Origin of the sequence: Arthrobacter sp. YAF17 (genome assembly GCF_052113365.1) — a bacterium.
In the GTDB taxonomy this organism is placed as follows: domain Bacteria; phylum Actinomycetota; class Actinomycetes; order Actinomycetales; family Micrococcaceae; genus Arthrobacter.
This window is the reverse complement of the sequence record NZ_JBFRDB010000004.1, coordinates 50269-63224: the sequence shown is the minus strand read 5'-3', so window position 1 is coordinate 63224 and position 12956 is coordinate 50269. Positions and strand designations below refer to the sequence as shown.

11 protein-coding genes and 2 tRNA genes are annotated in these 12956 nt (G+C 64.6%); 2 read left to right on the top strand and 11 right to left on the bottom strand.

Annotated features, from left to right (window positions below):
• Positions 1-52 precede the first annotated feature (52 nt).
• The gene (locus tag AB4Y67_RS05380; RefSeq protein ID WP_441404754.1) at positions 53-928 is read left to right on the top strand and encodes a glycosyltransferase; all 876 of its coding nucleotides are present in this window, start codon (positions 53-55) and stop codon (positions 926-928) included.
• A gap of 24 nt (positions 929-952) precedes the next feature.
• Here the strand turns inward: AB4Y67_RS05380 and AB4Y67_RS05375 are convergent, their stop codons facing one another.
• Complete coding sequence (locus AB4Y67_RS05375; RefSeq protein WP_441404753.1) at positions 953-1867, bottom strand: DMT family transporter; 915 nt, start codon at positions 1865-1867, stop codon at positions 953-955.
• Positions 1868-1981: 114 nt separating this feature from the next.
• On the opposite strand from AB4Y67_RS05375, the gene AB4Y67_RS05370 reads away from it, so the two are divergent.
• Positions 1982-2350, top strand: a complete 369-nt coding sequence (locus AB4Y67_RS05370; protein WP_441404752.1) for a cupin domain-containing protein — start codon at positions 1982-1984, stop codon at positions 2348-2350.
• 77 nt (positions 2351-2427) lie between these two features.
• Here AB4Y67_RS05370 and AB4Y67_RS05365 read toward each other — a convergent pair.
• The 10 genes from AB4Y67_RS05365 to dnaN all read right to left on the bottom strand — a co-directional run bounded on the left by AB4Y67_RS05365 (position 2428) and on the right by dnaN (position 12751).
• Positions 2428-2503 (bottom strand) — tRNA-Ala (locus AB4Y67_RS05365).
• Between the two features lie 72 nt (positions 2504-2575).
• On the bottom strand, positions 2576-2692 hold the full coding sequence (locus tag AB4Y67_RS05360) for a DLW-39 family protein (protein ID WP_224048067.1): 117 nt from the start codon (positions 2690-2692) through the stop codon (positions 2576-2578).
• Positions 2693-2762: 70 nt separating this feature from the next.
• Positions 2763-2836, bottom strand: a tRNA-Ile gene (locus tag AB4Y67_RS05355).
• Between the two features lie 98 nt (positions 2837-2934).
• Complete coding sequence (locus AB4Y67_RS05350; protein WP_441404751.1) at positions 2935-3585, bottom strand: DUF3566 domain-containing protein; 651 nt, start codon at positions 3583-3585, stop codon at positions 2935-2937.
• Positions 3582-6293 carry a DNA gyrase subunit A gene (gene gyrA, locus AB4Y67_RS05345; protein ID WP_441404750.1) on the bottom strand — a complete coding sequence of 904 codons (2712 nt, stop codon included), beginning with the start codon at positions 6291-6293 and terminating at the stop codon, positions 3582-3584. The genes AB4Y67_RS05350 and gyrA overlap by 4 nt, the downstream gene beginning before the upstream one ends.
• A gap of 61 nt (positions 6294-6354) precedes the next feature.
• Complete coding sequence (gene gyrB / locus AB4Y67_RS05340) at positions 6355-8436, bottom strand: DNA topoisomerase (ATP-hydrolyzing) subunit B (RefSeq protein WP_441404749.1); 2082 nt, start codon at positions 8434-8436, stop codon at positions 6355-6357.
• Positions 8437-8848: 412 nt separating this feature from the next.
• Complete coding sequence (locus tag AB4Y67_RS05335) at positions 8849-9412, bottom strand: DUF721 domain-containing protein (protein ID WP_441404748.1); 564 nt, start codon at positions 9410-9412, stop codon at positions 8849-8851.
• Entirely contained in the window at positions 9405-10622 is a 1218-nt protein-coding gene (recF, locus tag AB4Y67_RS05330) for a DNA replication/repair protein RecF (protein ID WP_441404747.1), read from the bottom strand. The genes AB4Y67_RS05335 and recF overlap by 8 nt, the downstream gene beginning before the upstream one ends.
• 26 nt (positions 10623-10648) lie before the next feature.
• A complete protein-coding gene (gene gnd / locus AB4Y67_RS05325) occupies positions 10649-11533 on the bottom strand; it encodes a phosphogluconate dehydrogenase (NAD(+)-dependent, decarboxylating) (RefSeq protein ID WP_441404746.1) in 885 nt (294 codons plus the stop codon).
• A 93-nt stretch (positions 11534-11626) separates the two neighbouring features.
• On the bottom strand, positions 11627-12751 hold the full coding sequence (dnaN, locus tag AB4Y67_RS05320) for a DNA polymerase III subunit beta (protein ID WP_441404745.1): 1125 nt from the start codon (positions 12749-12751) through the stop codon (positions 11627-11629).
• Positions 12752-12956: the final 205 nt, after the last annotated feature.

Here is a 12956-nt window from a genome sequence, read left to right as displayed (position 1 = left end):
CCGTTGCCCGGTATCGGGCAGAAAAAACCCGTGTGGTGCTAAATTTGGGGGGATGTCACCCGAAAAATCCTCTGAGGATGCCTTACACGATGCTGTGCAGATGCCGGCTGTGTCTATCGTCATCCCGGCGTATAACGAGGAAAGTGTCATCCGGCAGTGCCTCATCGCAGCCGTGTACCAGTCTGTCCCGGCCCACGAGATCATCGTCGTCGACAACATGTCGAAGGACCGCACGGCCGATATCGTCCGGCAGATGCAACTGGAATATCCGGAGAGCCCCATCATCCTGCTCAGCCAGGATCTGGAACAGGGCCTGATCCCCACCCGCAACTTTGGCCTCGACCACGCCACCGGAGACATCCTCGGCCGGATCGATGCCGACTCCGTGCTGGAGCCCGACTGGGTCGAACAGGTGCAGAAAGCCTTCCGGGACAGGTCCGTCCATGCCGCGACCGGTCCGGTGGTTTACTACGACATGCCCATGCGGCGTTTCGGCCTGAAGGCCGACGACAAGATGCGCCAGCTGATGCTCAGGCTGGCCAAGCACAAGTACCACTTCCTCTTCGGGTCCAACATGGCCCTCCGCCGCTCAGCCTGGGAGATCATCCGCCTGGAGACGTGCCGGGATGAGAAGGATGAGATGCATGAGGACATCGATTTGTCCCTGCACCTGGCCGAGAATGAGCTCCGGATCCAGTACTGGCCGCAGATGGTCTCCGGCATGTCCGCACGCCGCCTGGAAGATTCCCCCCGCGACTACCGCTACTACGTGACGCGCTTCGACCGCACGTACAAGGCGCACAACGTCAAGAAGATGGCGCTCAAGGCCCCCATGGTGGTGTTCTTCTCCGTGTACTTCCCGGCCAAGCTGCTGCGCGCCATCCACACGGTCAACACGGCCCAGCCCGCCCGCCGCGGCGGCCAGTAGCGCACGGCGCCGCTGCCGCCGTCGTCAGTCCGTCCCGAGCTCGGCCAGAGGGGGCGCACCGCGCCGTACGGAGCGGGAGCCCCGCTGTCCCACAACGACGACGGCGAGCCCCACCAGGATCATCGCCAGCCCGGCGTAGGTCCCGGCCGGCAGGGTCTCTGACAGGAACGCCGCAGCGAGCAGCGCCGCACCGGGAATCTCGAGCAGGATGATCATGGATACCAGCAGCGGGCTCATCGTCGCGAGCAGGTGGTTGAAGGCGGTGTGCCCGATCAGCTGCGCGCACACCGTAATCGCCAGGATGCCGACCCAGCCGGCGGCTTCGAAGCCCGCGAGGGGCTGCTGCGAGAACAGCGCCAGGATGGCGACCACGGCCGCACACATCCCGTAGCAGAGGGTCGTGTAAACGCCCGTGCCCATGGTCTGCCGTGCCTGGCCGCCGGCCAGGGTGTAGATGCCCGCCAGGGCGCCGCCCGCCAGCGCCAGGAGGTCACCAAGCAGCGCATCCGGGGAGGTGCCCATGTCGAATCCGGTGATCGCAATGACGCCGCCGAAAGCTATCCCCAGCCCGGCCAGGACCGGCCAGCGGTGCCTGACGCCCCGGAAGAGCTGAAAAATGGCGATCCAGCCGGACTGCAGACAGACGAGGGCAGTGGCTGCCGCGACGGAAGTCAGCTGCAGGGAGGTGATGAAGCAGGCGAAGTGCAGGGCCAGGGCGACGGCTGCCGCCAGTGACCAGCGGAACTCCCGGCCGGTGACCCTGCCGAACTGGCGCGGGTCCCGGACCAGCACGGGTCCGGCCATGACGACCGACCCGATCGCATTGCGCCAAAAGGCGATTGCCAGGGCGCTGACGGAGGTTGCCCCCAGGGTAGCGGCGATAAGCGGCCCGGAGGAGGCCACGCCGAGGACGCCCACGGCGGCAAGGAAGAAGTTCACGATCCCACAGTAGTGGGGCTTTGGCGCGCTCGGCGGAAGAGGGGTTCTTGACGGCGAAATATGGCGGTGCCAGTCTTAAATCCGGTCTCACCACCATCCGCAAAGGAGACCATCATGGCTTCAACCATCCGCAAGAGCCTGGACAATCCGGAGGAAACCCGTCCCGTCAAGGACGGGATGGGCCAGGTAGAGCTTGTGAACCTCGACGCCGGCGCCGTGGCACGTGCGACGTTCCTGCCCGGTTGGAAGTGGTCGCAGCACGTTAAGCCGATCGCCCAGACCGACAGCTGCATGATTGCCCACAAGGGTTACACGATTTCAGGCCGGCTCAAGGTCGTTATGGACGACGGCGAGGAGACGGAGTATGGCCCGGGCGACTACGGCTTCATCCCGCCGGGGCACGACGCCTGGGTCGTCGGTGACGAGCCATACGTTTTCATCGACTGGCAGGGCATGGATGACTACGCCAAACCCAAGGAATGAGAAGCCGCTGCCCGGCAGTCYGGGCCGGGCATGCAAAAGGCCCCGGACCGCATTTCTGCGATCCGGGGCCTTTCCTATGGTGGAGGCACGGGGACTCGAACCCCGAACCCCCTGCTTGCAAAGCAGGTGCGCTACCAATTGCGCCATGCCCCCATAAGAAGCAACCCGACAATCATACCCTAGTTCGACGGGCTGTTTTCCAACTGCCGATCCGGGGAATCCGGGCTAGTCAACCGTATCGGTTGATTCGCTCCAGACCGTTTTCCGGGCTTCGGATTCCTGCACTTTCTTGTAGAGCAGGACGCCTGCGATCGTAGCTGCAACAACGAGCAACTTCTTCACATGCACCCCGTTCCGGTTCAGCGATAAACAAGTATCAACCGAACCTCCACTTGAATCAGTACAGATTCCGTGGGCGTACCAGGACTTGAACCTGGGACCTCTTCGTTATCAGCGAAGCGCTCTAACCGCCTGAGCTATACGCCCCGATGCCTCATCGGGCCGAGATACGACTTTACAGCACATCCCGGCCCGATCTCAAATCGAGGCATTTCCCCGGGAAAATTCCGGGAAAACTACGGGATTTAGTCGTCCGTCAGGGTGACGCCGATGCCGCCCACGAGGGTGGCCGAGATGTTGTACAACACCGCCGAGAGCATCGACAGCGCCGTCAGCAGAACGACGTTGATGACGGCGATGATGGTGGCAAAGGATGCCACCTGCCCCAGCGAGGCGACCTTCTTCAATTCGAAGCCGCCGCCCTCGGAACCGGCCAGGGTTCCCAGGAGGCCGTCGACCTGATCGAAGATTCCGGTCAGGTCCAGGACCGTCCACAGCACGATCGCGGCCACGACGGTCACGATGCCGAGGGCCACGGAAAGCAGGAAGGCCATTTTCAGGACGGACCAGGGGTCGACCTTGCTCACCAGCAGGCGGGCACGGCGGACCTTGGCCTTCGGCGCCGGCTTGATCAGCCCTGCGGTGCTCTGGCCCGGACGGCTCTGGTCCGGACGTTGTCCCGGGGTTACCGGGCGCTGGCCCGGAGCCGCCGGGCGTCCCTGTACGGGACGCTGTCCCGGCACCTGAGGCCGCTGGGCCGCACCGTTGGCGCCGCCCGCTACACCCGGGCGCTGCTCGGGGCGGGACGGGGCGCTGACCCGCGGTGCGGCGGCAGGTTGCCGCACTCCGCCGGGAACGCCGGTGTTCGGCTTGGGATATGAGTCGGAATTACTCACGCGTTACCTCCGGTGTTGTCTTCGTCCAGCTCGGCATTGCCTGATGACTCATCTGACTCCGGGGCCGGTGCTGATTCTTCCGCTGCGGACCCCTCGAAGGATCCGGTTTCTTCAGCCAACGTTACGTCATCAGCCGCCGATGACTGGCTTTCGGCGCCATCCTCTTCGGGTACTTCGTCGGTTTCGAGGCCCCGTTCGCTGTTGCGCGCCACCTCGATGATGCGGTCGTTCTTATCCGGCTTGGCGAAGATAACACCCATGGTGTCGCGGCCCTTGGCCGGCACTCCGGCCACGGATGACCGGACCACCTTGCCGCCTTCCATAACCACCAGGACCTCGTCTTCCTCCTGCACGATCAGCGCACCCACCAAGTGGCCGCGCTCCTCCTGGTACTTGCCCACCTTGATGCCGAGGCCGCCGCGGCCCTGGAGGCGGTATTCCTCGACGGCGGTGCGCTTGGCATAGCCGCCCTCGGTGACGATAAACACGAAGGAACCGTCAGTGACGACGTCGGCAGCCAGCAGTTCGTCGTCCTCGCGGAACTTCATTCCCGTGACGCCGGAGGTGGCCCTGCCCATCGGGCGCAGCGCCTCATCGGTGGCCGTGAAGCGGATCGACTGGCCCATGCGGGAGACGAGCATCAGGTCATCCGTCTCGGAGACCAGCTGGGCGGAGACCAGCTCGTCGCTGTCGCGCAGGTTGATTGCGATGACTCCCGCGGAGCGGTTGGTGTCGTAGTCCTCCAGGCGGGTCTTCTTCACCAAACCGCGTTTGGTCGCCAGCACCAGGTACGGCGACTGCTGGTAATCCCGCAGGTCCAGCACCTGGGCGATGTGCTCGTCCGGCTGGAACGCGAGGAGGTTCGCCACATGCTGGCCCTTGGCGTCGCGGCCGGCTTCCACGAGTTCGTATGCCTTAGCGCGGTAAACCCTGCCAAGGTTGGTGAAGAACAGCAGCCAGTGGTGGGTGGTGGTCACGAAGAAGTGCTCGACGACGTCGTCGCCGCGCAGCTGTGCGCCCTTGATGCCCTTGCCGCCGCGCTGCTGCGAGCGATAGTTGTCGCTGCGGGTGCGCTTGACGTAGCCGCCCCGGGTGATGGTGACAACCATTTCCTCTTCGGGGATCAGGTCTTCCATCGACATGTCGCCGTCGAAGCCCAGCAGGACCTTGGTGCGGCGGTCATCGCCGTGCTTGTCGACGATCTCGGCCAGTTCGGTGCTGATGATCTGGCGCTGGCGTTCCTCGGAGGCGAGGATCGAGTTGTATTCCGCAATCGCAGCTTCTAGTTCGGCGTGCTTGTCCTGGATTTTCTGGCGCTCCAGGGCGGCGAGCCGGCGCAGCTGCATGTCCAGGATGGCGCGGGCCTGGAGCTCGTCAATGTCCAACAGTTCGATCAGGCCGTCGCGCGCGGCTTCGGTGGTGCTCGAGGCGCGGATAAGCGCAATCACTTCATCCAAGGCATCCAGCGCCTTCAGGAGGGCGCGCAGGATGTGCGCTTCTTCCTCTGCCTTGCGCAGGCGGTAGCGGGTCCGTCGCGCGATGACGTCCATCTGGTGGGTAACCCAGTGCCGGATGAACGCATCCAGGCTCAGCGTGCGGGGAACGCCGTCGACGATAGCCAGCATGTTCGCGGCGAAGTTGTCCTGCAGCTGGGTGTGCTTGTAGAGGTTGTTCAGCACCACCTTGGCGACGGCATCGCGCTTAAGCACGATCACCAGGCGCTGGCCGGTGCGTCCCGAGGTTTCATCACGCAGGTCGGCGATGCCCGAGATCTTCCCGTCCTTGACCAGCTCGGCGATCTTGATCGCCAGGTTGTCCGGGTTGGCCTGGTACGGCAGCTCGGTGACCACCAGGCACGTGCGGCCCTGGAGTTCCTCGACGTTGACCACGGCTCGCATGGTGATCGAGCCACGGCCGGTGCGGTATGCATCCTCGATCCCCTTGTGGCCCAGGATCGTGGCGCCGGTCGGGAAATCGGGCCCCTTGATGCGCACGATCAGCTCTTCGAGCAGTTCCTCGCGGCTGACCGTGGGGTTGGCCAGGTACCACTGGACGCCGTCGGCAACCTCGCGGAGGTTGTGCGGCGGGATGTTGGTGGCCATACCGACGGCGATGCCGGAGGAACCGTTCACCAGGAGGTTCGGGAAGCGGGCCGGCAGGATGGTGGGTTCCTGGTTCTTGCCGTCGTAGTTGTCCTGGAAATCGACGGTTTCCTCGTCGATGTCGCGGACCATCTCCATGGCCAGCGGGGCCATCTTCGTTTCGGTGTACCGCGGTGCTGCTGCCCCGTCGTTGCCGGGAGAACCGAAGTTGCCCTGGCCCAGCGCCAGCGGGTAGCGCATGGTCCAGTCCTGGATCAGGCGGACCAGCGCATCGTAGATGGCGGTGTCACCGTGCGGGTGGTACTGGCCCATGACTTCGCCGACCACACGGGCGCACTTGTTGAAGGAGCGCTCCGGGCGGTAGCCGCCGTCGAACATCGCATACAGCACACGGCGGTGCACGGGCTTGAGCCCATCGCGGACATCCGGAAGGGCGCGGCCCACGATGACAGCCATCGCGTAGTCGAGGTAGGAGCGCTGCATTTCCGTCTGCAGGTCAACCTGTTCCACGCGGTCGGTCAGCACATCGGTGTCCAGTACGGTGCCCTCAACTACGGTCTCGCCGTCGGCCGGTCCGGCCGGAACTTCTGGTGTTTCGTCACTCATAGTCTATATTTTCCGTTTCAGGTATATATCAGTTCGGGAATATCAAGCCGTCTGGCGGCTGTCAGATATCCAGGAACCGAACGTCCTTGGCGTTCTGCTGAATGAAGTTTCGGCGCGATTCAACGTCCTCGCCCATCAGGGTGGAGAAGGTCTGGTCCGCGGCCAGGGCGTCGTCCATGGTGACTTGCAGCAGGGTGCGGTGATCCGGGTCCATGGTGGTGTCCCACAGCTCGGTGTAGTCCATTTCGCCGAGTCCCTTGTAGCGCTGGATGCCGTTGTCCTTGGGAATACGGCGGCCGGCGGCCTGGCCGGAGAGCAGCCGCGCATCGCGTTCCCGGTCGCTGTACACGTAGTCGTGCGGGGCGTTGGACCATTTGATCCGATACAGCGGCGGCTGCGCGAGGTAGACGTAGCCGTTCTCGATCAGCGGGCGCATGTAGCGGAACAGCAGCGTCATCAGGAGGGTCGTGATGTGCTGGCCGTCGACGTCGGCGTCGGCCATCAGAACGATCTTGTGATAGCGCAGTTTGCTCAGGTCGAAGTCCTCGCCGATTCCCGTGCCGAACGCGGTAATCATGGACTGGACTTCGGCGTTGCCCAGCGCTTTGTCCAGCCGGGCCCGCTCCACGTTCAGGATCTTGCCGCGCAGCGGGAGGATGGCCTGGGTCTCGGGGTTGCGGCCGCGCTTGGCGGAACCGCCGGCGGAGTCGCCCTCCACGATGTAGACCTCACACTTTTCCGGGTTTTTCGACGAGCAGTCCGAGAGTTTGCCCGGCATGCCGAAGGACTCCAGCGGGCTCTTGCGGCGCGCGTTGTCGCGGGCCTTCCGGGCTGCCATCCGGGCCTGGGCGGCGGAGATGGCTTTGCGGATGACGTCGCGGGCCGGGCCCGGGTTGCGCTCCAGCCAGTCGCCGAGTCCGTCCGTAACGACGCGCTGGACGAAGCCCTTGACCTCGGAGTTGCCGAGCTTGGTCTTGGTCTGGCCCTCGAACTGCGGTTCGGACAGCTTGACCGAAATGACGGCCGTCAAGCCTTCACGGATGTCGTCGCCGGTGAGGTTGTCGTCCTTTTCCTTGATGATGCTCTTCTCCCGCGCATAGCGGTTGATGAGCGAGGTCATCGCGGCGCGGAAACCCTCTTCGTGGGTGCCGCCTTCGTGGGTGTTGATGGTGTTGGCGTAAGTGTGGACACTCTCGGAGTACGCGTTGGTCCACTGCATCGCCATTTCCAGGGCAATGTGCCGTTCCGTGTCCTCGGTTTCGAAAGCGATGACGTCCTCGTGGACCACATCGACCTTCTTGCCGGAGTTCAGGTGCTGCACGTAGTCCAGCAGTCCGTTGTCGTACTGGTAAACCACCGTGTGGAACTCTGCGGGGACTTCACCTTCGGTGCGGACGACGTCGAGATCGAGGTCACCGTCCTCGGACGGTTCCTCCGCCGCTTGCCTTTCATCGGTGAGCGTGATGCGTAGGCCCTTGTTCAGGAAGGCCATCTGCTGGAAGCGGGCGCGGAGCGTTTCGAAGTCGAAATCCGTCTCTTCGAAGATGCCGGCATCGGGGTAGAACGTCTGGGTGGTGCCGGTCTCGGTGGTCTCCTCGCCCTTGACCAGGCTGCCCTGCGGCTTGCCGCCGTCGGCGAAGGACATCCGCCAGACGTGGCCCTGCCGGCGGACCTCGGTGTCGACCCGGCTCGAGAGCGCGTTGACCACGGAGATGCCCACGCCGTGCAGGCCGCCTGACACGGCGTAGCCGCCGCCGCCGAACTTGCCGCCGGCGTGCAGGATGGTCATTACGACCTCCACGGTGGGCTTGTGCTCCGTCGGGTGCATGTCGACCGGAATGCCGCGGCCGTCGTCGACCACTTTGACCCCGCCATCGGCCTGCAAAACGATCTCGATGTGGGTGCAGTACCCGGCCAGGGCCTCGTCAACCGAGTTGTCCACCACTTCATAGACCAGGTGGTGCAAACCACGCGGACCGGTGGAGCCGATGTACATGCCGGGACGTTTCCGGACAGCCTCCAGGCCTTCGAGCACCGTGATGTCGCTGGCGCCGTAGCCGTGGGGAGTCGCGGCCTCCGGCGGGGTGACCGCTTCTGCCGCTACTGGGTCCACTGCCGGGATCTCTGCATTGTCGTTAGCCACAGGCGCTTTCGACTCCTCTTTTTCGCTAAAGGCCGGCCGTTGCCGCTTCCCGGAGGAAACAGCCACTGCCAACGGGCACGTCACTGATGACACCGGTGGTGCTGCTGGCTCGAGGATCCGTCTACCGCACGCGGATGTTGCGTCGGAAACGGACTCAGTCAACGTTTCACCGGCGCCCAGTTATCTTCCACGATTCTACCGTGTTATAGGGGCGAAACCCGCATTCTGGAGGCCCAAACGGGAAGGAAAGTGCCGCTGGGAGGCCACAGACTCCACCTGCAAGGCTCCAGGGGTACCGGGATGAGGTTCCTATACGGCCCCCGGCCGTCTGAGCGCCCTACATGCCGTTCGCAGATTTTTCAAGAGTTTTGCAAGGAGTGCTTCAGATCCAGTGATTCCCGGGCCGCCGGAGTTATCCGTACGTATCCCGCGGTCCCCGTCCGTTGACGGTCCGGCCGCCCTTGCGCCAGCTCGGCGCCGCAGGGCCGAGGACCTGGATCTTGGTCACGACGCCGTCGCCGAGTTCGGTGCGGAACTTCTCCAGCAGGCTGATGCTGAGCAGGCGGAGCTGAGTTGCCCAGGCGGTGGAATCACAGCGGACGTGGAGGGTGGTGTCGGTGAAGCTTTCCGGCGTGCAGTGGGCGGAAATCTCCGGGCCCACGAGGGTTGCCCATTCCGCCATCACCGAGCCGACTGCCACGGGAGAGCTCCAGCCGCGTTCCGCGACGAGTCGTCCGACCACTTTGCCAAGACCCATCGGGTCCCGGCCGGTGCCGTGAAACTGTCCGAAGCCGCGGGTACTGCTGGTGCTCCGGCCGGTCTTCTGCGGAGTGGCGCCAGGACGCGGCGGGGCCTTGCGCCGGATTTCACCGCGGGAAGCGGCCGCCTCACGCATCCTGTTCAGGGCCGACTGGGCAGCATCGATGTCGTCGGGATCGCGTCCCGGTTGCAGGCCGCCGTCGGTATCCTTATTCATCGACCTTCCCGCTCATCGATTCCTCGTCGATCCCTCCGGGGATAACCTTCACCCGCCGCCCGGCCAGTTCCACCGGGATATCATCCTCGACGGCGGCAGTCACGAGCACCTGCTCGGCGCCGGATACTATTGCCGCCAGTTTACGCCGCCGCTGGACGTCAAGCTCGGCAAAGACGTCGTCCAGGATCAGGATGGGTGCGGATCCGCCGGTACGGGCATCATCGAGCATCACGTAGTACGAGGCCAGGCGCAGGGACAGGCACATGGACCAGGTTTCACCGTGCGAGGCGTAACCCTTCGCGGGGGCCGCGCCGAGGATGAGTTCAAGTTCGTCACGGTGCGGGCCTACGAGGGAGATCCCGCGTTCCAGTTCCTTGCGGCGTGACACTGCGAAGGCCTTCACGTAGCGCTCGGTGAGCTCGTCAACGGAGAGCTGGCGCAGGTCCTCGGCCGGCCCGTCGCCCGGAGCTGAATCGGCAGCCGGCATGCCGCCGTCGTCCTCCAGCGCTCCCTGCAGCGTGGAGCGGTAAATGGCCCCCGCTTCCTTGGAACCGTCAGTGAGCTGCGCGTAGGCGCTGTTGAGGTGGGGGCGGAGCCGTTCCACCAGTTCGAGCCGGGCATGCAGCAGCTCGGCCCCCGCCCGTGCCATGTGCTGGTCCCAGACGTCCAGGGTGGCTTCGTGGCCGCTCGTGAATTTGCCGGCGCGGGCGGATTTGAGCAGCGCATTGCGCTGCTTCAGCACCCGGTCGTAGTCGCTCCGGGTGGCCGCGTGCCGCGGCATAAGGCTGACCAGGAGCTCGTCGAGGAAACGGCGCCGGCTGGACGGATCGCCTTTGACCAGGGCCAGGTCCTCCGGGGCGAACAACACGGTCTGGCAGATGCCAAGGATGTCCCGGGCCCGGACCGGGTTGCTGCGGTTGATCCGGGCGCGATTCGCGCGCGAGCTGCTGATTTCGAGTTCGAGCACCGTGGACTGCTCGCCCCGGACAAGTTTGGCGCGGATCAGGGCCCGTTCGCTGCCGAAGCGCAGCAGCGGGGCATCGGAGCTGACCCGGTGGGAGCTCAGAGAGGCCAGGTAGCCGATGGCTTCCATCAGGTTGGTCTTGCCGATGCCGTTGGAACCGACCAGCACGGTGACGCCGGGCTCGAAACTCAGTTCCACCTGGGCATAACTGCGGAAATCAGTGAGCGAAAGTTGTTCTAGGTACACGCCGGGTTCAGGATTTCAGGGCAGGACTATTTGGCCGGCCGGGTCGCATGCCCGCCGAACTGGTGGCGCAACGCGGAAACCATCTTCATCGCCGGGGAATTGTCTTCGCGGGAGGAGAAGCGGGCAAAAAGTGCCGCCGTGATGGCCGGAGCGGGCACGGCGTTGGCGATAGCCTCTTCGACGGTCCACCGGCCTTCACCGGAATCCTCGACGTAGTCGTCGATCGATTCCAGTCCGGGATCTTCGTCCAGGGCCTTGACCATAAGATCCAGGAGCCAGGACCGGACCACGGTTCCCTTCTGCCAGGCGCGGAAGGTGCCGGGAAGATCGGTGACGATGTCCTTTGCGGCCAGGAGTTCGTAGCCTTCGGCGTAGGCCTGCATGAGCCCGTACTCGATGCCGTTGTGGACCATCTTGGCGTAGTGGCCTGCGCCGATCCCTCCGACGTGGACGAAGCTGTCCGCACGGTCGCCCTCGGGACGGAGCGCGTCAAAGACGGGCATGGCGCGGTCGATGTCGGCGGCATCCCCGCCGGCCATAAGGCCATAGCCGTTCTGCAGGCCCCAGACCCCGCCGGATACACCGCAGTCAGCGAAACGGATGTTCTTCTCAGCCAGCGCGGCGCCGTGTTTCTGGTCCTCTGTGAAACGGGAGTTGCCGCCGTCGATCACGAGATCACCGGCGTCGAGCTTGGTGCCAAGTTCGGTGATGACGGCGTCGGTGATGTCGCCGGAGGGGACCATCACCCAGATCAGCCGCGGTGAGGGCACGGCGGCAATCAGTTCGTCCACGCTCGCGACGTCGGTGATGTCCGGATTACGGTCGAAACCGGTGACCTCGATTCCACCCTTGCGCAGCCGCTCGCGCATGTTGAAACCCATTTTTCCAAGGCCGATTAGTCCGATGTGCACGGTATGAACTCTTTTCTGCGCTGGGATTTCGGGGTGGGCCCACGCCGCCAGGGTTCCCTGGCCGAGCTTGCGAGGCGAGGGTGGCGGTGGGGACTAGTTGGGCAGGCGGACAGGCATGACCAGGTAGCGGTAGTCGCCCTGGTCCTCGCCGTCGGCGTCGTTCTGTGCCGTGATCATTGCCGGTTTCGGCGCACTGGTGAACGAGAACCGCACGAACTTCGTCTCGATGACGCTCAGGCCCTCGATCAGGTAGTGCGGGTTGAAGGCGACGGTGATGTCCTCGCCGGTGAGCTGGGCCTCGAGCTCTTCCGAAGCCTGGGCATCTTCGCCGGTGCCGGCGTCGAGGTGCAGCTGGCCCTGGGTGAAAGCGAGCCGGACCGGTGTGTTGCGTTCAGCCACGAGCGAGACACGGCGCACCGCTTCGACGAGTTCGGACGTCTGCACGGTCGCGTGGATCGGTGTGGACTCGGGGAAGAGCGAGCGGATCTTGGGGTAGTCGCCGTCGACCAGGAGCGACGTCGTGGTGCGGCCGCCGCTTTCGAAGCCGATGAGCCGGCTGTCGTCGTCGGCGAGGGCAAGGTTGATGTCGCCGCTGCCGCCGAGGGTCTTGGCGACCTCGTTGAGGGTTTTGGCCTTGACCAGTGCGCTGGTGGAGACGCCGGGAGTGACGGGTTTCCAGGGGACTTCGCGCATGGCCAGACGGTAGCGGTCGGTGGCCAGCAGCGTGATGAGGTCGTCCTCGATCTCCATCCGCACGCCAGTGAGGATGGGCAGGGTGTCGTCCTTGCTCGCCGCGATGATCACCTGGGAGACGGCCTGGGCGAAGGAATCGCCCTGGACGGTTCCGCTGATGGGGGGCAAAGCGGGCAGGGGCGGGTATTCGGCTTCCGGCATGGTGGCCAAGTGGAAGCTGCTTCGGCGGCAGGTGAGGGTGACTTTGTTGCCGTCGGTCTCGATGTCGACCGGTGCGGAGGGCAGGCTGCGGCAGATGTCGGCAAGCAGGCGTCCGGAGACCAGGATCGTGCCTTCGGTGGTGATGTCAGCAGGGATTTCGAGCCTGGCGGAGGTCTCGTAGTCGAAGCTCGAGAGGCTGACGGTACCGGCTTCAGCCTTGAGGAGCAGGCCGGAAAGTACGGGTACTGGCGGCCGCGGAGACAACGACCGGGCGGCCCAGGTCACGGCTTCTGCCAGGACGTCCCGTTCGACTCTGAACTTCACGGAAGGGTGCCGCCTTTCATTGCTGCTGTCATCGCTGGTGGCCGGGCCACCGGCCCGGCAAGGAATTACAAAAGTGTCCAGGACGGACACACTGCAGACAGCTTAGCCGCAAGAAGTGTGATTCTCCCATCCCCGGCTTACATCCGTGTGGTTCGGCCGTCCCGGCCCAGTGCCGCTTTCCGGCCGGGGCCGGGACAGTCCTGGG

Excerpts from the sequence above, each read along its gene's own strand:
- AB4Y67_RS05335 (WP_441404748.1), bottom strand. The coding sequence starts at position 9,412 with ATGAATAAGGATACCGACGGCGGCCTGCAACCGGGACGCGATCCCGAC.
- gyrA (WP_441404750.1), bottom strand. The coding sequence starts at position 6,293 with ATGAGTGACGAAACACCAGAAGTTCCGGCCGGACCGGCCGACGGCGAG.
- AB4Y67_RS05370 (WP_441404752.1), top strand. The coding sequence starts at position 1,982 with ATGGCTTCAACCATCCGCAAGAGCCTGGACAATCCGGAGGAAACCCGT.
- AB4Y67_RS05380 (WP_441404754.1), top strand. The coding sequence starts at position 53 with ATGTCACCCGAAAAATCCTCTGAGGATGCCTTACACGATGCTGTGCAG.